Raw genomic sequence first — 22,470 nt, forward strand, 5'->3', positions numbered from 1 at the left:
TATTTTCGACTTTTCAGATACACCCTAACAAAGGAGGATGCATTTATGAGCTTTACCGAAACGTTACAGGGTCTCACGGGCAAGCCGCTGGCAGACTGCACGAATCAGGAGCTGTATCTCGCGCTGCTGGAACTCGTCCGGCAGAAGAGCGCCGACCGTGTGCAGCCGGTCACCGGCCGCAAGCTGTACTATATCAGCGCCGAATTTCTCATCGGCAAGCTGCTGTCCAACAACCTCATCAATCTAGGACTGTACGATGAAGCCCGCGATGCACTGGCTGCCGTCGGCAAGAGCCTTTCCGATATCGAAGAGGTGGAGCCGGAACCTTCTCTGGGCAACGGCGGTCTGGGCCGTCTGGCTGCCTGCTTCCTCGACTCTCTGGCAACGCTGAACCTGCCCGGCGACGGCGTGGGCCTGCGGTATCACTTCGGCCTGTTCCACCAGTCCTTTGAGGACGGCGTGCAGAACGAAAAGCCCGACCCGTGGCTCACCGCCCACAGCTGGGCGGAAAAGACCGACATCACCTACCCGGTGGAGCTGGCGGGCAAGGAATACACTGCCCGGCTGTACAAGCTGGCCGTTACCGGCTACGAGGGCCGCACCAACACCCTGAACCTGTTTGACCTTGACACCATCGATGAGAGCATCGTCCATGACGGCATTGCCTTCGATAAAACTGCCATCGACAAGAACCTGACCCTCTTCCTCTACCCGGACGATTCCGATGAGGCAGGCCGCCGCCTGCGGGTGTACCAGCAGTACCTGATGGTCTCTGCCGGTGCCCAGCTCATTCTGGCCGAGTGTGCCGCCCGGGGCTGCGATTACCATGATCTGGCCGACTACGCCGCCATCCAGATCAACGACACCCACCCCAGCATGGTCATCCCGGAGCTGATCCGGCTGCTGGGCGAAAAGGGCATCGAATTTGAGGAAGCCGTAAAGATCGTCACAAAGACCTGCGCCTACACCAACCACACCATTCTGGCCGAAGCGCTGGAAAAGTGGCCCCGCGCCTATCTGGATACCGTGGTGCCCCAGCTGATGCCCATTATCGAAAAGCTGGACGCGCTGGCCCGCACCCGCACCAAGGACGAGAGCCTTGCCATCATCGACAAGGACGACCGGGTGCACATGGCCCACATGGATATCCACTTCACCCACTCCACCAACGGCGTGGCGGCGCTGCACACCGAGATTTTGAAAAAATCCGAGCTGCACGGCTTTTACGAGCTGTACCCGGAAAAGTTCAACAATAAGACCAACGGCATCACCTTCCGCCGCTGGCTGCTGGAATGCGACCCCCGCCTGACCGCCGCGCTGGAACAGCACATCGGCTCCGGCTTCCGCAAGGATGCCGCCGAGCTGGAAAAGCTGCTGGCTTTTGCTGACGACGAAGCTGTGCTGGAGCAGCTGACCGCTGTGAAAAAGGCCAACAAGGAAGCACTGGCAGACTGGCTGCTGCGCACCCAGAAGGTGAGCGTGAACACCGATGCTGTGTTCGATATCCAGTCCAAGCGCCTGCACGAGTACAAGCGCCAGCAGCTGAACCTGCTGTACCTCATCCATCAGTACTACGAGATCAAGGCCGGGCACCTGCCCGCTGCTCCGCTGGTGAGCATCTTCGGTGCCAAGGCGGCACCTGCCTACACCATTGCAAAGGACATCATCCATGCGCTGCTGACCCTGTCCAAGGTCATTGCCGCAGACCCGGAAGTGTCCAAGTGGCTGCAGGTGGTGTTCGTGGAGAACTACAACGTTACCGCCGCCGAAAAGCTGATCCCCGCCTGCGACCTGTCCGAGCAGATCAGCCTTGCCTCCAAGGAAGCTTCCGGCACCGGCAACATGAAGTTCATGCTGAACGGCGCGCTGACGCTGGGCACCATGGACGGTGCCAATGTGGAGATCAGCCAGCAGGTGGGCGAGGAGAACATCTATATCTTCGGTCAGACCTCCGATCAGGTCATCCACCGCTACGCCGTGGGCGACTATGACCCCGCCCAGTGGGTGGAGGGCGATGTCAACATCCGCCGCGCCATCAACTTCCTCACCGGCCCGGAGATGCTGGCCGCCGGTCACGCCGAAAACCTGACCCGCCTGCACAACGAGCTGATCCATAAAGACTGGTTCCAGACCCTGCCGGACTTCAACGCCTATGTTGTGCGCAAGGGGCAGGCCCTCAGCGATTACGCCTGCGACCCGAAGGGCTGGCGGCGCAAGTGTCTGGTGAACATTGCCAAAGCGGGCATGTTCTCCTCCGACCGCACCATTGCCGAGTACGACCGCGACATCTGGCATCTGGGCGAATAGTTTATTATTGCAATTTTATTGATCTTCTGCCGCAGGACGAGATCTATCTAACCATGGGCACCGCCTACGATTTGCGGCATCAAAGAAGATTTCCAAAATCTACTGTACGCAAAATTTCTATCGGCACAAACTCTATGCTGCCAGAATTTCTGCGCGACCCGCCTGGATGAGGTGGTTGCCGCCATCCGGAAGCACCCCTATTTGGAGCTGCTCTATGAGCCGGGGGCAGATGAACACAAATAAAAGACGGGGTGCTGCACAAATGCACAGCACCCCGTCTTTTACTTATTCTGCTTTCCTCCATCTGCCGCAGCTGAGCGGTCAGAACCTTCTGAGTTACATGACCGATGGACTTTTTCAGCGCTCCAAAACGCTTTGTGCCCGGCATCAGATCCCGAATGGCAGGACGCACACCCGGAGTTTCCTCTCATCGTCTTTCACGGTCTGCGCCATTCCAGTGCCGCCTATCAGCTGATGATCTCTGGCGGCGATGTGAAGGCCGTTCAGGGCACCACTGGACACGCTACGGCGGGATATGCTGGTGAACACCTATGCGCATATCCAGCAGTCCTCTCGTGTAGAACTGGGCAAGAAGTTTGAGGAAGGTTTCTATGCCAAACAGGAAAGCCCCAGCCCGCAGGCTGTGCCCGCCGCAGACGAACCGACCATTTCTATGACCGCTCTGCTGGAACTGCTGAAGAATGCAGACCCCGAAGTAAAGGCGCAGCTCCGTCTGGCTCTGCTGACCTGCAAAATTTACCACGCATTTCAAAGTAATTCCAGCCCATGCAGAGGATTCCTATGAAAACTCCAACCGTGCAAAAACCGTGCATTGACCGTGCAAGCCCCGATTTTTCGGGGTTACATAACAAAAAAGAACGCCAAATCTTACGATTTGACGTTCAATATCTGGTGCACCTCCAGGGACTCGAACCCTGGGCCCACTGATTAAGAGTCAGTTGCTCTACCAACTGAGCTAGAGGTGCATATTATCAGAATGCGGTTTCTTCATTCTGATAACTCAAGTCGGCGACTACCTATTTTCACGCGCCGTTTCCAGCGAACTATCTTCGGCACAAGTGAGCTTAACTTCTGTGTTCGGAATGGGAACAGGTGGAACCTCACCGTCATCGACACCGACCGATCTGACTGAACCAGTATAACATGTTTGTTGTACTTTGTCCAGTGTTTCTTAGAAGGACGTGCCTTCAAAACTGAATAATCACTGCTTACATTTTTTCGTTGACTCTCAGAGTCTCAAGCGAATTGTGGTCAAGCCCTCGACCTATTAGTACACGCTTGCTGAATGGATCGCTCCACTTACACATCGTGCCTATCAACCTTGTAGTCTTCAAGGGGTCTTACTTGTTTAAAACAATGGGATATCTTATCTTTGGGTCGGCTTCACGCTTAGATGCTTTCAGCGTTTATCCGATCCGTACATAGTTGCCCAGCTATGCTCTTGGCAGAACAACTGGTGCGCCAGAGGTACGTCCGCTCCGGTCCTCTCGTACTAGGAACAGCTCCCATCAAATATCCTGCGCCCACGACAGATAGGGACCGAACTGTCTCACGACGTTCTGAACCCAGCTCGCGTACCGCTTTAATTGGCGAACAGCCAAACCCTTGGGACCGAATACAGCCCCAGGATGCGATGAGCCGACATCGAGGTGCCAAACCTCCCCGTCGATGTGGACTCTTGGGGGAGATCAGCCTGTTATCCCCAGGGTAACTTTTATCCGTTGAGCGATGGCATTTCCACTCACATACCACCGGATCACTAACTCCAACTTTCGTTACTGCTCGACCCGTCAGTCTCGCAGTTAGGCTCGCTTCTGCGTTTGCACTCTTTTGCTTGATTTCCGTTCAAGCTGAGCGAACCTTTGAACGCCTCCGTTACTCTTTAGGAGGCGACCGCCCCAGTCAAACTGCCCACCTAACAATGTCCCCCGCCTTGATTCAAAGGCGCAGGTTAGAATTCCAATATCGCAAGGATGGTATCCCAACGGCCACTCCACAAGCGCCAAAGCACCTGCTTCCCAGTGTCCCATCTATCCTGTGCATGCAACATCGAAACCCAATATTAGGCTACAGTAAAGCTCCATGGGGTCTTTCCGTCTTGTCGCGGGTAACCGGCATCTTCACCGGTACTACAATTTCGCCGGGCGGGCTGTTGAGACAGTGCCCAAATCATTACGCCTTTCATGCGGGTCAGAACTTACCTGACAAGGAATTTCGCTACCTTAGGACCGTTATAGTTACGGCCGCCGTTCACTGGGGCTTCGATTCAATGCTTGCACATCTCCTCTTAACCTTCCAGCACCGGGCAGGCGTCAGCTCGTATACGTCATCTTTCGATTTAGCACAAACCTGTGTTTTTGGTAAACAGTTGCTTGGGCCGATTCTCTGCGGCTGCATTGCTGCAGCACCCCTTCTCCCGAAGTTACGGGGTCAATTTGCCGAGTTCCTTAACAACCCTTCTCCCGTTGGCCTTAGAATCTTCTTCCTACCTACCTGTGTCGGTTTGCGGTACGGGCACCGCAGAAATTCACACAGCTTTTCTCGCCATCTTCCATCTCAGACTTCGGTACTAACTTCCCTCGATCGCTACCGGAACCAACACCCGGCTCCGAGACTTCATATGTGTCCCTGTGTTTAACTCTTTTGGTGGTGACGGAATCTCTACCGTCTGTGCATCGGCTACGCCGTTAGGCCTCACCTTAGCTCCCGACTAACCTGGAGCGGACGAACCTTCCTCCAGAAACCTGAGGCTTTCGGCCATGCAGATTCTCACTGCATTCGCGCTACTCATTCCGGCATTCTCACTTCTATACACTCCACAGCCGCTTGCGCTACTGTTTCACCGCGTATACAACGCTCCCCTACCCAGCATGTAAACATGCTGCCTAAGCTTCGGTGTCAGGTTTAGCCCCGTTAAATTCTCCGCGCAAAGACGCTCGACCAGTGAGCTATTACGCACTCTTTGAATGAGTGGCTGCTTCTGAGCCAACATCCTGGTTGTCTACGTATCTTCACATCGTTTTCCACTTAACCTGACTTTGGGACCTTAGCTGTAGATCTGGGCTGTTTCCCTTTTGACAATGACATTTATCTGACACTGTCTGACTCCCAAGCATCAATACTCTGGCATTCTGAGTTTGATAAGCTTCGCTAACCTCTCGGCCGCTAGGCTATTCAGTGCTTTACCTCCAGGTATCTAACTTGAGGCTAGTCCTAAAACTATTTCGGGGAGAACCAGCTATCTCCGGGTTCGATTGGAATTTCTCCGCTACCCACAGTTCATCCGCCGCCTTTTCAACGGAGGTCGGTTCGGTCCTCCATGGAATTTTACTTCCACTTCAACCTGACCATGGGTAGGTCACCCGGTTTCGGGCCCATTATATGCAACTTAACGCCCTTTTCAAACTCGCTTTCGCTTCGGCTCCAGACCTTAAGTCCTTAACCTTGCTGCATACAATCGCTCGCCGGACCGTTCTACAAAAAGTACCCTATCACGCTTTGACGCGCTCTAGGTGCTTGTAGGCACAGGGTTTCAGGTTCTTTTTCACTCCCCTCCCGGGGTGCTTTTCACCTTTCCTTCACAGTACTATACGCTATCGGTCACTGGGTAGTATTTAGGGTTGGAGGGTGGTCCCCCCGTATTCCGACCAGGTTTCACGTGTCTGGCCGTACTCTGGAATTCGCTCGGCTCTTGTCGTTTTCACCTACGTGGTTCTCACACTCTCTGACCGGCCTTCCCATGCCGTTCGGTTAACAACTTAAGTCCTAAATGCGCTCCGTACCCCGAAAGTATTTCTACTCTCGGTTTGCCCTCTTCCGCGTTCGCTCGCCACTACTTACGGAATCTCGTTTGATGTCTCTTCCTCGCCCTACTTAGATGTTTCAGTTCAGGCGGTTCCCTCGATATACCTATTTTAAAGTTCAGTATAACGTACCTGAGTATGAACCCAGGTGAGTTTCCTCATTCAGAAATCTCCGGATCAATGCTTATTTGCAGCTCCCCGAAGCTTATCGCAGCTTATCACGTCTTTCATCGGCTCCCAGTGCCAAGGCATTCGCCCTGCGCCCTTGTTCGCTTGACCTTTCAAACGTTCTCTTGGAACATTTGGTATCCTCTTGATTCTCTCTTGCCAACGAAGATTATTGTTACCCTTCCTTTTGAAATTGTAATATTTCTTAAAAAAGAACTTACTATAATCTTTGTTTCGCAGTTATTATTCAGTTTTCAAGGTACGTCTTTGAGTTCCCTTTTCAGGGCCCTCAAAATCGAACAATATCTACTCTGCTTGTTTGTTACCTGTCCGAAAGATCTCCATCTTCGATGTCGCTCTTTCGCCTGACTCCTTAGAAAGGAGGTGATCCAGCCGCAGGTTCTCCTACGGCTACCTTGTTACGACTTCACCCCAATCACCAGTTTTACCTTCGGCGGCGTCCTCCTTGCGGTTAGACTACCGACTTCGGGTCCCCCCGGCTCTCATGGTGTGACGGGCGGTGTGTACAAGGCCCGGGAACGTATTCACCGTGGCATGCTGATCCACGATTACTAGCAATTCCGACTTCGTGCAGGCGAGTTGCAGCCTGCAGTCCGAACTGGGACGTTGTTTCTGAGTTTTGCTCCACCTCGCGGTCTTGCTTCTCTTTGTTTAACGCCATTGTAGTACGTGTGTAGCCCAAGTCATAAAGGGCATGATGATTTGACGTCATCCCCACCTTCCTCCGTTTTGTCAACGGCAGTCTGGCCAGAGTCCTCTTGCGTAGTAACTGACCATAAGGGTTGCGCTCGTTGCGGGACTTAACCCAACATCTCACGACACGAGCTGACGACAACCATGCACCACCTGTCTCCTTGCTCCGAAGAGATTACATATTTCTATGTCTGTCAAGGGATGTCAAGACTTGGTAAGGTTCTTCGCGTTGCGTCGAATTAAACCACATACTCCACTGCTTGTGCGGGCCCCCGTCAATTCCTTTGAGTTTCAACCTTGCGGTCGTACTCCCCAGGTGGATTACTTATTGTGTTAACTGCGGCACTGAAGGGGTCAATCCTCCAACACCTAGTAATCATCGTTTACGGTGTGGACTACCAGGGTATCTAATCCTGTTTGCTACCCACACTTTCGAGCCTCAGCGTCAGTTGGTGCCCAGTAGGCCGCCTTCGCCACTGGTGTTCCTCCCGATATCTACGCATTCCACCGCTACACCGGGAATTCCGCCTACCTCTGCACTACTCAAGAAAAACAGTTTTGAAAGCAGTTTATGGGTTGAGCCCATAGATTTCACTTCCAACTTGTCTTCCCGCCTGCGCTCCCTTTACACCCAGTAATTCCGGACAACGCTTGTGACCTACGTTTTACCGCGGCTGCTGGCACGTAGTTAGCCGTCACTTCCTTGTTGGGTACCGTCATTATCTTCCCCAACAACAGGAGTTTACAATCCGAAGACCTTCTTCCTCCACGCGGCGTCGCTGCATCAGGGTTTCCCCCATTGTGCAATATTCCCCACTGCTGCCTCCCGTAGGAGTCTGGGCCGTGTCTCAGTCCCAATGTGGCCGTTCAACCTCTCAGTCCGGCTACCGATCGTCGCCTTGGTGGGCCGTTACCTCACCAACTAGCTAATCGGACGCGAGGCCATCTCAAAGCGGATTGCTCCTTTTCCCCCTGCTCGATGCCGAGCCGTGGGCTTATGCGGTATTAGCAGTCGTTTCCAACTGTTGTCCCCCTCTTTGAGGCAGGTTCCTCACGCGTTACTCACCCGTTCGCCACTCGCTCGAGAAAGCAAGCTCTCTCTCGCTCGTTCGACTTGCATGTGTTAGGCGCGCCGCCAGCGTTCGTCCTGAGCCAGGATCAAACTCTTTATAAATGATATTTATCACTTAAAAAGTGTTAAATCTTGTTCGCTCAGCACGCAATCGCTTGCGTCCTGTGTGAATTACTTTTGGAATTGTTTTTAGTGTTTTTCCAAACACTTAAAAGGTTCCTTACAAGTTTTTCGATATTGTTCAATTTTCAAGGTCCTGTAGCGCCTCAGCCTTGCGGCTGACGACCTGTTTATTTTACCACCGAAGTGGTTTTTTGTCAAGCCTTATTTTTTAGAAGCTTTTGAACTTTCTGAACTTGGACTGCTTCAAGCATCTCAGTGTCAGCTGGTGTTTTCTGCGTCTATTGGTTCTTTTCAAGGGCTTCCTGCTGAGGCTTCGGAAGTCATTCTTTTGCCTCAGCACTTGGCGCGCAAGTATAATACCACACCCCCGCCTCCTTGTCAACACTTTTTGACAGATTTTTTCCAATTTCTTTGCAGAATAAAGAATCTCCCTGTTTTTCACCCGTTACAGGACGTGCCTTTTTCTTGACAAGGCGGCGGGCAAAACGTATTATGGAGTCATCCCCCAGCATCCTGTGTAAGGTAGCTATACTTATTCTATAAGGGAGAAGCGCCATGTCCTGTGTCAGTATCCGCGGCGGGCGCGCTATTATATTATATATACATTATATTGCGCTGCAGAGGAGGGCTTTGTTTATGATACTCACCGTCAACATTGGCAACACCCACATCACCGTGGGCGGCTACGAGCAGGATACTCTGCGTTTTTGTGGACGGCTGCACTCTGATACCGCCGCAACGGTGGACGAATACGCCATCCGTCTGGTGAATCTGCTCTCTCTGCACGGTGCTTCGCCGGCACAAATTGAAGGCGGTATTCTGGGCAGTGTAGTGCCCGTGCTGAGCGGCCGGGTTCTTTCCGCTTTGCGTATCCTCTGCAATGCGCGCATCCTGACGGTCGGCCCCGGCCTAAAAAGCGGCATCAAGCTTCGGCTGGACAACCCCGCCCAGCTGGGTGCCGAGCTTTTATGCGGTGCTGTTGCTGCACTGGCAGAGTGTTCCGGGCCGCTGGTAGTGATCTCAGCCGATACCGCTATCTCCATGATGGCAGTCAATGCCAAGCAGGAGCTTGTGGGTGGGGTGATCCTACCCGGGCCGCAGCTCTCGCTGAGCGCACTGGTAAAGAACACCGCTCAGCTGCCGCAGATCGACCTTGCCGCAAAGGCTCCTGCATCCATTCTGGGCAAGAGCACCTCTTCCTGCCTGCAGAACGGCTTTGTACTGGGCACCGCCAGCCTGCTGGACGGTCTGGCGGAACGTTTCTGCGCAGAGCTTGGCCCGCAGACAGCATTCTACGCCACCGGAAATCTGCCCATTCCCATCCGGGAAGCATGCTGCACCCCCATTCTATACCGGGAGACCCTCATCACAGACGGGCTGTACCGTATCTGGATGAAAAACAAAAAAGGATAGCTCGAACCCTCCCGGCGCACTGAAAAAAGAAAAACCAGAACACAGATGTGTTTTACGGGTTTCAGGACAGTTCGATTTTTCCCCGGATGAACAGTAGTCCTCTTGTTAGACATTCCTACAGGTTGGCAACCGCGCACTAAGCAACAGCCCGCTGGGCTGATTGCTTGCCCTGCTGTGCAGGGCCTGACGGGTTGCGTTTGCTGATTTTTCTGCAGCCCCTTGGCAGGGCTTTGAAAAATCAGAACGCGGCCCCAACAACTCCTCCCTGTTTCAGCCGCTGGCTGCGGTCGTCGTCGTTGCTGTTCGAATCCTCCCGATCGCACAAAAAGAATCCCCGGCACACGAAAGTGTGTCGGGGATTCTTGGTGCGACCGGGAGGATTCGAACCTCTGGCCTTCCGGGTCGGAGCCGAACGCTCTATCCAGCTGAGCTACGATCGCACATATTTATTTCATCGGTGTAAAGTAGTATAGCACAGCCACACAAAAAAATCAAATATGAAATGTCGATGCTATCTTGCAAAAGCCGCAGCGGCCCATATAATAGAGGGTGTGCCCCGGTGTGCGCGGGCACGGTTTAGGTTAAAGGATAAAAAGAGAACATGAAATCAAATACCAAAACACTGACCGAAGGCCCTCTGGCCAAACAGATCTTTCTGGTCAGTCTGCCGCTGGCGCTTTCCAACCTGCTGCAGGTGCTGTTCAACATGTCGGACGTGGCCGTGGTAGGCCGGTTTGCAGGCTCTACAGCGCTGGGCGCGGTGGGTTCCACCAGCATCCTCGTCAGCCTGTTCACCGGCTTCCTGATCGGCCTGAGCGGCGGCATCAACGTGCTGGTGGCCCGCTTCTACGGTGCACGGCACGAGCACGATGTGGAAAAGACTGTCCACTCCGCCGCCATCGTCAGCCTGATCGCGGGTGTGGTGCTGCTGTTCGTCGGCCTGTTGGGTTCCCCCTTCATGCTGCGGCTGCTGAACACCAAGGACGACCTGCTGCCCGGTGCCATCCTGTACCTGCGGGTGTACTTCCTTGGTATGCCCGCTCTGGCCTTGTACAACTTCGGCAACGCTGTGTTCAGCGCCATCGGCGACACCAAAAAGCCGCTGATGTACCTGTCCATTGCGGGCGCACTGAACATTGCACTGAACCTGTTTTTTGTCATCGTGTGCCAGCTGAGCGTGGTGGGCGTGGCGCTGGCCAGTGCCATCTCCCAGTGTGTTTCGGCCGGGCTGATCCTGCACGCTTTGACCAAAGTGCAGGACTGCTACGTGCTGGACACCAAAAAGCTGCATCTGGACCCCGCCACAACAAAGAGCATTCTGGGCCTTGGTCTTCCGGCCGGTTTCCAGAATGCCATTTTCGCCATTGCAAACCTGTTCATTCAGGCAGGGGTCAACTCCTTCGACTCTCTCATGGTCAAGGGCAACAGCGCCGCCGCCAATGCCGATGCCATGATCTACGACTGCATGGCCGCATTCTATATGGCCTGTGCAAGCTTTATGAGCCAGAACTACGGCGCTGGCAAGCCGGACCGCGTAAAGAAGAGTTATTTCATCAGTCTGGCCTACTCCTTTGGTGTGGGCCTGATCCTGGGCGGAAGCCTGTTCCTCTTTGGCCGCACCTTCCTTGCCCTGTTCACCACCGAGAGCGCCGTCATTGATGCCGGCATGAAGCGCGTGGGCGTGATGGGCTTTGCCTACTGCATCTCCGCCTTTATGGATTGCACCATCGCCGCTTCCCGCGGACTTGGCAAGACTGTGGTGCCCACCATTATTGTGGTAATGGGTTCCTGCGTGTTCCGGGTGATCTGGGTATACACCATCTTCGCGCACTTTCACACCATTCCCTCGCTGTACGCACTGTACCCCTGCAGCTGGGCGCTGACCGCCCTTGCCGAGATCGTGTACTTCGCACACTGCTATAAGGAATCGATGAGGATTTTTGAGCAGCCAAAAGCTGCCGCATAAAGCACAAAAGCTCCTGTCTGAATGGGCAGGAGCTTTTGTGTTACTGAACTTTTACTTCACCGGCCAGAACGCGCTTGTAATCCTCATAGTTGCGGGCCAGCAGGGCGGGGGTATCCAGACCATATGGGCACCTGGCCTTGCACCGGTTGCAGTGCAGGCAGCCCTCGATCTTTTTCATCTTGGCCTGACCTGCGGGGCTGAGATGCTCTGCCGAGGGCGAACGCCGCAGCAGCAGGCTCATGCGGGCGCAGTTGTTGATCTCGATGCCTGCCGGGCAGGGCATACAATAGCCGCAGCCGCGGCAGAACTCGCCGCACAGCTCGGCACGATCCCCCTCAATGACGGCACGGATGTCGTCGGTCATGCGCGGCGGGTTGTCGATATAGGAGAGGAACTCGTCCAGTTCCCTTTCACGCTGCACGCCCCAGATGGGCAGAACTCCATCGAACTGCGCCTCAAAGGCATAGGCTGCGGCGCTGTTGGTGATCAGTCCACCGGACAGGCCCTTCATGGCGATAAAGCCCATATTTGCCGCCTTGCACTTGTTCACCAATTCCAGCTCCTGCTCACCGGAGATATAGCTGAACGGGAACTGCAGCGTCTCGTATAAACCGCTGTCAATGGCCTCGTGGGCCACCTTCAGGCGGTGGTTGGTGATGCCGATATGCCGGATCATGCCCTTGGTTTTGGCCTCCTGCATAGCCTCGTAGAGGCCGGAGCCGTCGCCGGGCTTCGGGCAGAATGCGGGATTGTGGAACTGGTACAGGTCAATGTAATCGGTGCGCAGATTGGTGAGTGAGGTGTGCAGATCCTTCCAAAAGTCCTCTGCGTTCTGCGCTGCCGTTTTGGTGGCGATATACACTTCCGTGCGGATGCCGTCAAAGGCTTCGCCCAGCTTCACCTCGCTGTCGGTGTAGGCGCGGGCGGTATCAAAAAAGCGGATGCCTGCCTTGTAAGCCTTGCGGGCCAGATAGACGGCATCTTCCTGCGAGATGCGCTGGATGGGCAGTGCGCCAAAGCCATTTTTGTTCACCGTGATGCCGGTGCTGCCAAGGGTGACCATATCCATAGCTGTTTCCTCCACTCGTGGGTGTAAAGACTCTCCTTTTTCATTATAAAACGAACGATTCTGCTGTGCAAGAAGTTAGGCAAAGCAAAAGGGCCTTTCCCGAAGGAAAAGCCCTCTTTGCTTACTTTTTACTGATAATCGTGGTTCAGGAACATCGCCTTGATGACCACCACCTCGTCGTATTCCTCCTGTTCCACCTGCACGTCTGCGTTCAGGGACTTCAGGCGGTTTTCCACGGCAGTCAAAGCCTCCGGCACGGTGACGGCGCGGCCCTCTTCAATGGCATCGGCCATCTGCTTGAGCACGATGGGATGTGCGTAATGGCTGGGCACCGGGAAGGCACCGTTCGGGTAGTGCTTCACGTATTCTGCCATAGCAGCTTCGGCCTTCTCGGCCCGCTTCATGATGGCGCTGTGGTTGTTGTGGGCGGTGGGCAGCATGTTGTAGCTGGAGAACAGGAAGATGGCTGCAAAGCCGAACAGCGCAAAGTAGATGCCATAGCCGCCGGTATGGGTGGTGACGGCATACAGGCCATAGGCCGCAGAGACGATGCCCATGATAAAGATGGCCAGCGCCACATAGCGGTACACCGGCTTGCTCTGCAGCTGGGCACGCTTGCGGCGCTCGGCTGCACTCAGCTCATCGGCGATTTCCGGCTTTGCTTCCAGATATTCCTTTGCCCTGCGCAGCACCGTGATGCTGTGACGGGCATCGTCGGTCAGCTCGCTTTCCGGCAGCTTGCGGGAGGCCTTTTCGGCTTCCTTCTTCTGCAGCATCTGCTCACCGGCTGCGCTGAGCAGATGGATCTGCGGCTGCTCTTTGGCCAGCACCTCCAGCAGCTTGTCCACATCCCGCTCGTCCTTGAAGTTGCACTGCTTCTGCTTGCCGCCATCGTACTCCACCACAAGGTAGGCCATGGAGGCAAACATGCCCTTGCCGGTAAAGCCGCCGGAGCTCATAGCCACCCGCTTGAACACGCGGCTGATGCTGCCGTAGGGCAGATAATAGCGGCGGTCGATGTAAAAGCTGTTGAGGTACAGCGCCTTTTTGCCAACGCCGCAGGGGCCGATCTTTTTGCAGGACTTTCTGTCCTCCACCAGCTCCTGATTATCAAGCTTTGCCATACCCAGCTGTGCAGGTTTGAAGATCATGGAAGTTCCCTTCTTTACTGTTAGTTTCCGGTCCAGCCGCAGATGCTGCAGCCATTCCAAATAAAATCACCGGTTCTATTTTCGCACTGCAGCCCTCAAAATGCAACCCCTTCTGCTGCTAAGATTTGCACAAAAGGTTTGTCTGTTATGTCAAAACACCCCCGTCACTGCGGGGTGCAGCGGCGGGGGTGTCAGAGTTTAAGGCTTATGCGGTGCGGCAGACATCCTTATGCCTTCTGAGAAGCGGTGTGCTTCTTGGTGGCATGGATGAAGAGTGCCAGCATTGCGATTGCAAAGATGATGCCGATGGGGTATGCAACGGCAGTGTTGTAAGCGACCAGCTTGCCGTCTGCGTAAGTATTGATCATCTTGCCCAGGCACTCAGGTGCCAGCACGAAGTAGGTGCAGGACACAGCGCTCATGAAGGTAGCGGGCACAGCGGTGATCCAGTAGTTCTTCTTCTCCTTGAACAGGTACATGGATGCAGCCCACAGAACGATCATGGCCAGCGTCTGGTTGGTCCAGCTGAAGTAGCGCCAGATCACGGTGTAGTTGATGAAGCCCAGTGCGTTGCCGATGCCAAGGAAAGCACCAACGCCCAGAACCGGGATGCAGAGCTTCAGGCGGTTTGCGTAGCTGTCCTGATCGATCTTGAGCCAGTCGGCCAGGGTCAGACGAGCGGAACGGAACGCGGTATCGCCGGAGGTGACGGGGCAGATGACAACGCCGATCATTGCCAGAGCAATGCCAACGCCGCCCATGGTCTTTGCACACACGTCGTAGATGGCAGCAGACTGACCAGCAGCCAGAGCCTCGGCCAGACCAGCCATCTTGCCGTCGGTGATGGTGTACAGTGCGCAGCCGGCAGCGGCCCAGATCAGAGCGATGACGCCCTCGCAGACCATTGCGCCGTAGAACACGAAGTGGCCCTGCTTCTCACTCTTCATGCAGCGAGCCATCAGAGGCGACTGGGTGGAGTGGAAGCCGGAGATAGCGCCGCAGGCAACGGTGATGAACATGAAGCTCCAAATGGGAGTGCCCGACGGATGCATGTTGCCGAAGTTTGCCCAGATCTCGGGGATGGTGTAGGCGGGGTTGGTAAAGATGCCGAAGATAACGCCCACAGCCATGATGATCAGGCAGATGCCGAACACGGGGTAGATCTTACCGATGATGGCATCAATGGAAATAAAGGTTGCGATGAAGTAGTACACCAGAATGATGATCAGCCAGAACAGGGTGGTGGTCAGCAGACCGGACATGCCGCTGTTCTTGCACAGGGTAACGATCAGGCCTGCGGGGCCCACTGCGAACACGGTACCAACCATGATCAGCAGCACAACAGAGAACACACGCATGATGTTCTGCATGACAGGTCCGAGGTATCTGCCGGTGACCTCAGCGATGGATGCGCCATCGTTGCGCTCGCTCATCATACCGGAGAAGTAGTCATGCACACCACCTGCAAAGATGGTGCCGAAGGTGATCCACAGGAACACCACGGGACCCCACAGAGCACCCTGCAGTGCACCAAAGATGGGGCCCAGACCTGCAATGTTCAGCAGCTGGACGAGGAACAGCTTCCACTGGGGCATCACAACGTAGTCAACGCCGTCGTTGATGCGCACAGCAGGAGTTTCGCGGTCGTCCGGTCCGAACGTGTTGTCAACGATCTTGCCATAGACAAAGTAGCCGATGATCAAGAGCGCCAGACAGAGTAAGAAACTAATCATACCAGAAACCTCCTTTTTGATTCAAACCACAGCCAGCATTTTGCGTGCCCAGCTGCGGCTCTGACCAATCTCTGGCTTCATGTTAACACTTTTTTCATAAAGCAGTTAATATTTTTCTGGTATGGTTCCCATATCAAAAAGTATATGGCAAGATGCTTCCGCGGAATACCCGCAAAGAATTTTTATCGCGTTCACGACAAATTTTCTTAATTCCCCGGCAAAGACCTTTCCCGGAACCGGTCAAAGCCGCTGCTGCCAAACTTTCTGGCCTGCTTTTGTGCAAGTTGCTCAATCGTTTTCAATTTTCTCCGCAAATCGTGATTTCTTTGCCTGAAACGCCGCAAAATACAAGGCACCCTCCGCCGAGCCATTTCAGCGGAGGGTGCCTTATTCAGCAGATCATTTGTATATATCTTTGTATATATCGTGTCATGCCTTCTGGGCTGCCTTCTTCGTTGCGTGGAGGAAGACTGCCAGCATTGCAATGGCAAAGATGATGCCGATGGGGTATGCAACGGCGGTGTTGTAGATGGTTGCGCCTTCTGCGGTCTTGGCGTTCAGCAGGCCGCCCAGGCATTCGGGAGCCAGAATGAAGTAGGTGGAAGAGACCGCGCTCATGAAGGTAGCGGGCACAGCGGTGATCCAGTAGTTCTTCTTCTCCTTGAACAGGTACATGGATGCAGCCCACAGAACGATCATGGCCAGCGTCTGGTTGGTCCAGCTGAAGTAGCGCCAGATCACGGTGTAGTTGATGAAGCCCAGTGCGTTGCCGATGCCCAGGAAAGCACCAACGCCCAGCACAGGAACACAGAGCTTCAGGCGGTTTGCGTAGCTGTCCTGATCGATCTTGAACCAGTCGGCCAGAGTCAGACGAGCGGAACGGAACGCGGTATCGCCGGAGGTGATGGGGCAGATGACAACGCCGATCATTGCCAGAGCAATGCCAACGCCGCCCATGGTCTTGGAGCAGACATCATAAATAGCCTTGGACTGGCCCATGGCCAGTGCTTCGGCCAGACCGGTGTTCAGGCCGCCGGTCACCTCGTACAGGCTGCAGCCAGCAGCGGCCCAGATCAGAGCGATAACGCCCTCGCAGACCATTGCGCCGTAGAACACGAAGTGGCCCTGCTTCTCACTCTTCATGCAGCGGGCCATCAGGGGCGACTGGGTGGAGTGGAAGCCGGAGATTGCACCGCAGGCAACGGTGATGAACATGAAGCTCCAGATGGGAGTGCCCGACGGATGCATGCTGCCAAAGTGATCCCAGATCTCCGGGATGGTGTAGGCGGGATTGGTGAAGATGCCGAAGATGACACCGATGGCCATGATGATCAGGCAGATGCCAAAGATGGGGTAGATCTTGCCAATGACGGCATCAATGGAGATAAAGGTTGCAATAAAGTAGTACACCAGAATAATGATGAGCCAGAACAGCAGCGAGGTGAGCACGCCGGAAGCGCCGCTCTGACTGCACAGCTCCACGATCAGGCCTGCGGGACCCACCGCGAACACAGTACCCACCATGATGAGCAGCACCACCGAGAACACGCGCATGACGTTCTGCATCACAGGGCCTAAGTACTTGCCGGTGATCTCGGCGATGGAAGCGCCGTCGTTGCGCTCGCTCATCATGCCGGAGAAGTAGTCGTGCACGCCGCCTGCAAAGATGGTGCCGAAGGTGATCCACAGGAACACCACAGGCCCCCACAATGCGCCCTGCATGGCACCAAAGATGGGGCCAAGGCCGGCGATGTTCAGCAGCTGAACGAGGAACAGCTTCCACTGGGGCATCACAACGTAGTCCACACCGTCATTGATGCGCACAGCAGGCGTTTCACGGTCGTCCGGGCCGAAGGTGTTGTCCACGATCTTACCATAGACAAAGTAGCCCACGATCAGGATCGCCAGACAGAGTAAGAAACTGATCATACCAGAAACCTCCTTTTTCTTTGTGCCGGAATTATGGAAGCATTTTCCATATTTTCCATTCATCCCGGCCAGCTTTCTGGGTCTATGTTAACATATTTTTCATAAAAGTGATAATATGCTTCTGGTATGGGGGCATATCAAAGACCATATAGCCGCAAAGTTTTTTAACCGATGTTTCGTCTCTTTTTCGCTCGATTTATCAGCAAAAAGACAGCCGCAGCGCATAAAGCGCCGCGGCTGTCGGCCAAATTCCTTTGCTTTCCGGTTTTTCTGCATTCCGATGTTTTGCCAGTTCTTAACCGGTTTCGGCGGTCATTTCACGGTCAGCGCCGCCTGCTTGTGCAGCAGCTGCACAAAGGTCTGCTCTTCCGGGCGCAGGGTCCCCCTGTCCGGATAGACCAGAACATCCTTCATGCGCTGGCGCTGGGCCGGGCATTTCCTGAGCACCAGATGGTATTGTTCCAGCGCCCGCTTTGGCATGGGCGAAGCCCACATATAGGCATTGGGCAGGTTCTGCAGGATGGAAAACTGGCTGCACCGCTCATACACATGGATGCGGCGGTTCGGGTTCGTATGCCAGCGCAGGCCGCTGTCCTCACCGCCGGGCAGCTGGAAATCACCGTGCAGAACTTCCATATAGCTGTTCAGCTGGGTGATGTCGGTCACTTCGCACTTTGCCAGCGGGCCTTCGCGGTTGGTCAGCAGCCGGTATTCAAACTCCATCACCGGCTCCCGGTGCAGGCCGTGACGGTCGCAGTAGCGGCGGTAATAATCCTCATCCTCCTCCGCGTAGCGCAGCAGGGCCAGATGATAGCCCCGCCGCAGTACATGGTCCAGCGCTTCCATGGAGCCGGATTCCCGGATATGCACCCGCAGCTGCTGGCTGTCTGCCATCTGCTGCAAAAAATCCACCGTCGCGTAGGAAGCGTAGGTGGCGTGGGGCAGCACCACCCGCAGCTCCGCACAGCTGCTCTGCCGGCTGCGGGCATCCAGATCCAGCCGGTCCACCTCGTCCAGCACCCGCTCTGCCTGCCGGATAAAATGCCGTCCCTGTTCGGTGGGGATCATGCCGGTGGACGAGCGCTCAAAGATGCGGATGCCGTATTCCTCTTCCAGATTCTTGAGCGCCTTGCTCACATTGGGCTGGGCCGCATACAGCTGCTTTGCCGCCGCGCTCACGGAGCCCCACTTGCGGATGGCCACCAGATAACGCAGTTCCGTAATATTCATGTGACTGCCCCCTGTTCCAAAAATCATTCCTATTTTATCAAGCCGGGCGGCCGGCTGTCAAGCCAAATGCGGTTGACGCGCCCCGCGCAGAGCTTTATAATAAAAATGCTGTATTTACAAAAAGGAGTTTAGCTGCTATGGAGACTACCTACCGCGTTCTGCGCATTGAAGAGCAGATGTATGGCTGCGAGGAGCTGCCCGCCGGTCAGCCGGTGCTGTGCGATGTCACGCTGGCCGACCCCGCCGGGGAGCGGCGCACCCTGCCCTACCCGGACAAAGAGCTCACCCGCCTAGGCATCGACGAGGGCAGCATGGTCGTCCTGACCGCAGACGGCACACTGAAAAAAGCATAAAATGCAGGAGGAACTTATGAAAAAGATCAAAACCTCTGCCCTGATCGGTCTGGGCGCACTGGGTATCCTGTTCGGCCGCAAAATGCCCGGCGTGCAGGTCATTGCCGATGAGGATCGCATCGCCCGCTACTCTGCCGAACCGGTCGTCTGCAACGGCGAAGCGTGCAGCTTCCGTTACGTCACCCCTGCCGAGGGCAAACCGGTAGACCTGCTTCTGGTGGCCGTCAAGGCTACGGTGCTGGAACAGGCCATTCAGGACATTGCAAAGTTCATTGGCCCGGACACCGTGATCCTCAGCGTGCTGAACGGCATCACCAGCGAGGAGCACATTGACGCAGCCTATCCCGGCCACACCCTGTGGAGCGTTGCCATCGGCATGGACGCCACCCGCACCGGGCGCACGCTGGTGTTCAATCAGGCGGGCAAGATCCAGTTCGGTGAGCGCAGCGGCGAAATGACCGACCGCGTGCAGGCCGTGGCTGACTATCTGGACGAGTGCGGCATTGCCAACGAGCCCTGTGGGGATATCCTTTACAAGCAGTGGAACAAGCTGATGGTGAATGACGGCCTGAATCAGGCCGCAGCCGCCTTTGACCAGCCCTACGGCGGCCTGCGCCAGCCCGGCGAAGCACAGGACATGATGCGCGCGGCCATGCAGGAGGTCATCCGGCTGGCGAACCTTGAGGGCGTGCCCCTGCCGCCGGACAACGATGTGCAGTTCCTCGACGCCATGATGCCCACCTTTAACCCCGAGGGCATGCCCAGCATGCGGCAGGATGTGCTGGCAAAGCGCCCCACCGAGGTGGAGGAGTTTGCCGGTGTGGTGCGCCAGCGGGCCAAGAAGTACGGGATGCCCACCCCTGCCAATGACTTTTTCTACACCCGCATCCGCGAGATCGAGGCGGGATACAACCAGTAAGGAGCCACCCATGCATACGCTTTATTTCACCCGCCACGGAGAGACCGTCTGGAACGTTGAAAACAAGATCTGCGGCATGACCGACAGCCCCCTCACTGAGCGGGGCCGCCAGCAGGCCCGGAAGCTGGGCGAAGCCGTCAAAGCCAGCGGGGTGCACATCGATGAGATCTTGTACTCTCCCCTGTCCCGCGCCGCCGACACCGCCATGGCCATTGCCGAGGCCACCGGCCTGCCCGCCCGGTGTGAGCCGCGCCTGCGGGAGCAGTGCTTTGGCAAATACGAGGGCACGCCCCGCAACGGCGGCGAGTTCCGCGTTTCCAAGACCCACTTCGCCGACCGCTACGACGGCGGCGAGAGCATGATGCAGCTGGCCCAGCGCATCTATAACCTGCTGGACGAGCTGAAGGCCGACACCGACAAGACCTATCTTCTGGTGGCCCACAACGGCATCGCCCGAGTGGTACAGTCCTATTTCTACGATATGACCAACGAGGAATACGCAGCTGCGGGCATCAAAAACTGCGAACTGGTGGAATATCATTTTGAATAAAGTTTCTTCAAAATCTTGCACGGCCTCGCCCTCTCCGTCACGCCTTGCGGCGTGCCACCTCTCCCAAAGTGAGAGGCTTTGGCATTACGGTCAACTTTCTGGTTCTGCCAAGGGCTCTCCCTTTGGGAGAGCTGTCGAACAAATGTGAGACTGAGAGGGCGAGCCCGTTAACAAAAAAGAATCTGCAACTGTCAGCCTGAACTTCGGGCATCACAATTGCAGATTCTTTCTTTTTATGTCTTATCCTTTATACAGTCCAAACAGCTTGAGCAGCTTCTGCCAGAAGGTCAGGGTCACAGCTGCCGGTTCCGGCTGGGCAGCCGGGGCCGGGGCCGTGATGGCAGTGGTCTGCAACGCAAACTGCACCGCGCCCACCTCGGTGTTCTCTGCCGAGGTGAAGCTCTGCACCTCCCCGCCGCCGGAAAGACTGTTCAGCAGGCCGTCCAGCTGGGCACCCATGTCGATGCCGGAAACGCTGCTGCGCAGCTCGCCGGTGCCGCCGGTCAGCTGTGCAGCACCCTCCGCCAGCTGCGCAACGCCCGCCTTCAGCTGGGCTACACCGTCGGTGTAGGCGTTCAGGCCGTTGTCCAGCTGGACGTACTGGGTGGCAAGCTGGTTCACGCCGTCGGTGAGCACCGAGAGATTGCCCAGCATCCCAGTAAGCACACCGGCCAGCTGACGCACCCCGGCATCAAACTCGCCGTAGCTTCCGTTCAGGGTGCTGCTGCCCTCGTGCAGCTGGGCAATTCCGCCGTTCACGGTGTCCAGATAGGTCTGCATGGCATCGATGTTGGCCGTAGACCCCTGCAAAAGCAGGATCACATCCTTGAGCTGCGGCATCATCCATACCATGCCCTGCAGCTGCTCAATGGCCTTGGCATTGCCATCCTTTACCACGTCAAGGTCAAGGCCGTTCTCTTTCAGGATGGCCTTGTAGGCTTCAAAGCTCACCTGCTGTTCCAGCTGTGCCGCGCCCTCATCCAGCCGGGCAATGCCGTCCCGGATCTGGGTAGAGGCATCCAGCAGGGTGTTCAGCTCGTCGGTGGAGGCAGAGATGCCGTTCAGCGCGGTCTGCATCTGGGTGAGGGCGGCACGCACCCGGGCTGAGCCGCCGGTCAAGGCACCGGAATTGCCGTTCAGGGTGTCGATGCCCGCCTGCACCTGCGCAATGCCGTCTGCCAGCGCGTTGGCACCATCGTCCAGCTGAACGGAGCCGCTCTGCAGCTGTTCCAGCATCCCGGTCAGGTCCATATCTCCGAGGTCGAGGTTCAGGTTCAGCCGCACGCCGTTCAGGGAAACGGCGTCCATGGCAAAATCCGTCACATCGGCAGTGACGGTCACGTCGCTGTCCGCGCCCGGCAGCAGAATGTAGGAAAGCTGCTTTTTGCTGCCCACATTCGCCACCGTAGCGCCCGGCGCGCTGATGTTCCGGGCAAGGCCGGTGTCCAGACTCATGGTCACCTGCAGCGCGTAGTCGTCAAAAAAGCTGCCGGTGCAGTCCGGGTTGCGGCTCACCTGCAGCCGGATGGAAAGCGCACCGCTTTTGCCGCCCAGCTCATCGGGGCGGATCTCTGCCCCGTCCAGCGTATAGGTCAGCTTTACCACCCATGGCAGGGCCGTGGCGGCGTCCATGGTGCCCTCATAATAGAGCTTGCCGTCCTCCGTCACATGCACCGTGACCGTATCGCCGCTCTGCTCCACGGCATCGCTCGTGGTCATGTTGCGCACGGCAGTGTAGCTGCCGTGGTCCGCAACGGTGTCCCCCGCCTGCACGGAAAAGCTGTTCACGGCGTACACGCCGGTCACAGCACCGGAGGCCGTAAGGTTTGCATAAATGACCTCTTCCTTGGCAGCGGAGGCTGCTGCAAAGGCCGGCAGACTGCTGCCCGCCAGCAGGCAGCCTGCCAGCGCCAGCGCCGACACCCGGCGCACAAATCGATGTTTCATCT

The 22,470-nt window shown here is 56.0% G+C and carries 13 protein-coding genes, 2 tRNA genes, 3 rRNA genes and 1 pseudogene; 7 read left to right on the forward strand and 12 right to left on the reverse strand.

The annotated features are described in order from the left end of the window. The first annotated feature begins 45 nt into the window (after positions 1–45). Positions 46–2,307, forward strand: a complete 2,262-nt coding sequence (locus tag ACGHUK_RS13810; protein WP_390574528.1) for a glycogen/starch/alpha-glucan phosphorylase — start codon at positions 46–48, stop codon at positions 2,305–2,307. A gap of 274 nt (positions 2,308–2,581) precedes the next feature. Here the strand turns inward: ACGHUK_RS13810 and ACGHUK_RS13815 are convergent. Further along, positions 2,582–2,695 (reverse strand): annotated as a pseudogene (locus ACGHUK_RS13815) (winged helix-turn-helix transcriptional regulator); the annotation flags it as partial. A gap of 153 nt (positions 2,696–2,848) precedes the next feature. On the opposite strand from ACGHUK_RS13815, the gene ACGHUK_RS13820 reads away from it, so the two are divergent. Beyond that, complete coding sequence (locus ACGHUK_RS13820; RefSeq protein ID WP_390574529.1) at positions 2,849–3,112, forward strand: hypothetical protein; 264 nt, start codon at positions 2,849–2,851, stop codon at positions 3,110–3,112. Positions 3,113–3,217: 105 nt separating this feature from the next. Here ACGHUK_RS13820 and ACGHUK_RS13825 read toward each other — a convergent pair. From ACGHUK_RS13825 to ACGHUK_RS13840, 4 genes are all read right to left on the reverse strand, one after another. Then, positions 3,218–3,293 (reverse strand) — tRNA-Lys (locus ACGHUK_RS13825). 38 nt (positions 3,294–3,331) lie between these two features. Next, a 5S ribosomal RNA gene (rrf, locus tag ACGHUK_RS13830) occupies positions 3,332–3,448 on the reverse strand. Between the two features lie 127 nt (positions 3,449–3,575). Further along, a 23S ribosomal RNA gene (locus ACGHUK_RS13835) occupies positions 3,576–6,410 on the reverse strand. A gap of 266 nt (positions 6,411–6,676) precedes the next feature. Beyond that, positions 6,677–8,187: ribosomal RNA gene (locus ACGHUK_RS13840) — 16S ribosomal RNA — on the reverse strand. The 16S, 23S and 5S rRNA genes sit together here with 1 tRNA gene alongside, the layout of an rRNA operon. A gap of 657 nt (positions 8,188–8,844) precedes the next feature. Here ACGHUK_RS13840 and ACGHUK_RS13845 point away from each other — a divergent pair. Continuing rightward, complete coding sequence (locus ACGHUK_RS13845; protein ID WP_044953371.1) at positions 8,845–9,621, forward strand: type III pantothenate kinase; 777 nt, start codon at positions 8,845–8,847, stop codon at positions 9,619–9,621. Positions 9,622–9,984: 363 nt separating this feature from the next. On the opposite strand, the gene ACGHUK_RS13850 is transcribed toward ACGHUK_RS13845, so the two are convergent. Beyond that, positions 9,985–10,061: transfer RNA gene (locus tag ACGHUK_RS13850), tRNA-Arg, on the reverse strand. A gap of 161 nt (positions 10,062–10,222) precedes the next feature. On the opposite strand from ACGHUK_RS13850, the gene ACGHUK_RS13855 reads away from it, so the two are divergent. Further along, a complete protein-coding gene (locus tag ACGHUK_RS13855; RefSeq protein WP_371288563.1) occupies positions 10,223–11,587 on the forward strand; it encodes an MATE family efflux transporter in 1,365 nt (454 codons plus the stop codon). Positions 11,588–11,627: 40 nt separating this feature from the next. Here the strand turns inward: ACGHUK_RS13855 and ACGHUK_RS13860 are convergent, their stop codons facing one another. From ACGHUK_RS13860 to ACGHUK_RS13880, 5 genes are all read right to left on the reverse strand, one after another. Beyond that, positions 11,628–12,656 carry an aldo/keto reductase gene (locus tag ACGHUK_RS13860; RefSeq protein ID WP_390574530.1) on the reverse strand — a complete coding sequence of 343 codons (1,029 nt, stop codon included), beginning with the start codon at positions 12,654–12,656 and terminating at the stop codon, positions 11,628–11,630. Between the two features lie 128 nt (positions 12,657–12,784). Beyond that, entirely contained in the window at positions 12,785–13,807 is a 1,023-nt protein-coding gene (locus ACGHUK_RS13865; RefSeq protein WP_390574531.1) for an ATPase P, read from the reverse strand. A gap of 227 nt (positions 13,808–14,034) precedes the next feature. Further along, positions 14,035–15,540: a carbon starvation protein A gene (locus ACGHUK_RS13870; RefSeq protein WP_097774059.1), complete on the reverse strand. Its 1,506-nt coding sequence runs from the start codon at positions 15,538–15,540 to the stop codon at positions 14,035–14,037. Positions 15,541–15,969: 429 nt separating this feature from the next. Then, positions 15,970–17,469 carry a carbon starvation protein A gene (locus ACGHUK_RS13875; RefSeq protein WP_097781033.1) on the reverse strand — a complete coding sequence of 500 codons (1,500 nt, stop codon included), beginning with the start codon at positions 17,467–17,469 and terminating at the stop codon, positions 15,970–15,972. A 312-nt stretch (positions 17,470–17,781) separates the two neighbouring features. After that, positions 17,782–18,699 (reverse strand): LysR family transcriptional regulator, encoded by a 918-nt coding sequence (locus ACGHUK_RS13880; protein ID WP_044953327.1) that lies wholly within the window; start codon positions 18,697–18,699, stop codon positions 17,782–17,784. A 137-nt stretch (positions 18,700–18,836) separates the two neighbouring features. On the opposite strand from ACGHUK_RS13880, the gene ACGHUK_RS13885 reads away from it, so the two are divergent. Genes ACGHUK_RS13885 through ACGHUK_RS13895 form a run of 3 tightly spaced genes read left to right on the forward strand, consistent with a single transcriptional unit; the run spans position 18,837 to position 20,521 of the window. After that, positions 18,837–19,052: a hypothetical protein gene (locus ACGHUK_RS13885; RefSeq protein WP_005938496.1), complete on the forward strand. Its 216-nt coding sequence runs from the start codon at positions 18,837–18,839 to the stop codon at positions 19,050–19,052. 16 nt (positions 19,053–19,068) lie between these two features. After that, positions 19,069–19,971, forward strand: a complete 903-nt coding sequence (locus ACGHUK_RS13890; protein WP_390574532.1) for a ketopantoate reductase family protein — start codon at positions 19,069–19,071, stop codon at positions 19,969–19,971. 10 nt (positions 19,972–19,981) lie between these two features. After that, on the forward strand, positions 19,982–20,521 hold the full coding sequence (locus ACGHUK_RS13895) for a histidine phosphatase family protein (RefSeq protein WP_005938490.1): 540 nt from the start codon (positions 19,982–19,984) through the stop codon (positions 20,519–20,521). A gap of 240 nt (positions 20,522–20,761) precedes the next feature. On the opposite strand, the gene ACGHUK_RS13900 is transcribed toward ACGHUK_RS13895, so the two are convergent. Continuing rightward, positions 20,762–22,468 carry a hypothetical protein gene (locus ACGHUK_RS13900; RefSeq protein ID WP_390574533.1) on the reverse strand — a complete coding sequence of 569 codons (1,707 nt, stop codon included), beginning with the start codon at positions 22,466–22,468 and terminating at the stop codon, positions 20,762–20,764. Positions 22,469–22,470: the final 2 nt, after the last annotated feature.

The organism is Faecalibacterium sp. i25-0019-C1 (assembly GCF_042854225.1).
Classification (GTDB): Bacteria; Bacillota; Clostridia; order Oscillospirales; family Ruminococcaceae; genus Faecalibacterium; species Faecalibacterium taiwanense.

Coding starts and splice junctions, on each gene's coding strand:
- ACGHUK_RS13885 (WP_005938496.1), top strand. CDS start 18,837: ATGGAGACTACCTACCGCGTTCTGCGCATTGAAGAGCAGATGTATGGC.
- ACGHUK_RS13845 (WP_044953371.1), top strand. CDS start 8,845: ATGATACTCACCGTCAACATTGGCAACACCCACATCACCGTGGGCGGC.
- ACGHUK_RS13865 (WP_390574531.1), bottom strand. CDS start 13,807: ATGATCTTCAAACCTGCACAGCTGGGTATGGCAAAGCTTGATAATCAG.
- ACGHUK_RS13860 (WP_390574530.1), bottom strand. CDS start 12,656: ATGGATATGGTCACCCTTGGCAGCACCGGCATCACGGTGAACAAAAAT.
- ACGHUK_RS13880 (WP_044953327.1), bottom strand. CDS start 18,699: ATGAATATTACGGAACTGCGTTATCTGGTGGCCATCCGCAAGTGGGGC.
- ACGHUK_RS13875 (WP_097781033.1), bottom strand. CDS start 17,469: ATGATCAGTTTCTTACTCTGTCTGGCGATCCTGATCGTGGGCTACTTT.
- ACGHUK_RS13895 (WP_005938490.1), top strand. CDS start 19,982: ATGCATACGCTTTATTTCACCCGCCACGGAGAGACCGTCTGGAACGTT.
- ACGHUK_RS13810 (WP_390574528.1), top strand. CDS start 46: ATGAGCTTTACCGAAACGTTACAGGGTCTCACGGGCAAGCCGCTGGCA.
- ACGHUK_RS13890 (WP_390574532.1), top strand. CDS start 19,069: ATGAAAAAGATCAAAACCTCTGCCCTGATCGGTCTGGGCGCACTGGGT.
- ACGHUK_RS13855 (WP_371288563.1), top strand. CDS start 10,223: ATGAAATCAAATACCAAAACACTGACCGAAGGCCCTCTGGCCAAACAG.
- ACGHUK_RS13870 (WP_097774059.1), bottom strand. CDS start 15,540: ATGATTAGTTTCTTACTCTGTCTGGCGCTCTTGATCATCGGCTACTTT.
- ACGHUK_RS13900 (WP_390574533.1), bottom strand. CDS start 22,468: ATGAAACATCGATTTGTGCGCCGGGTGTCGGCGCTGGCGCTGGCAGGC.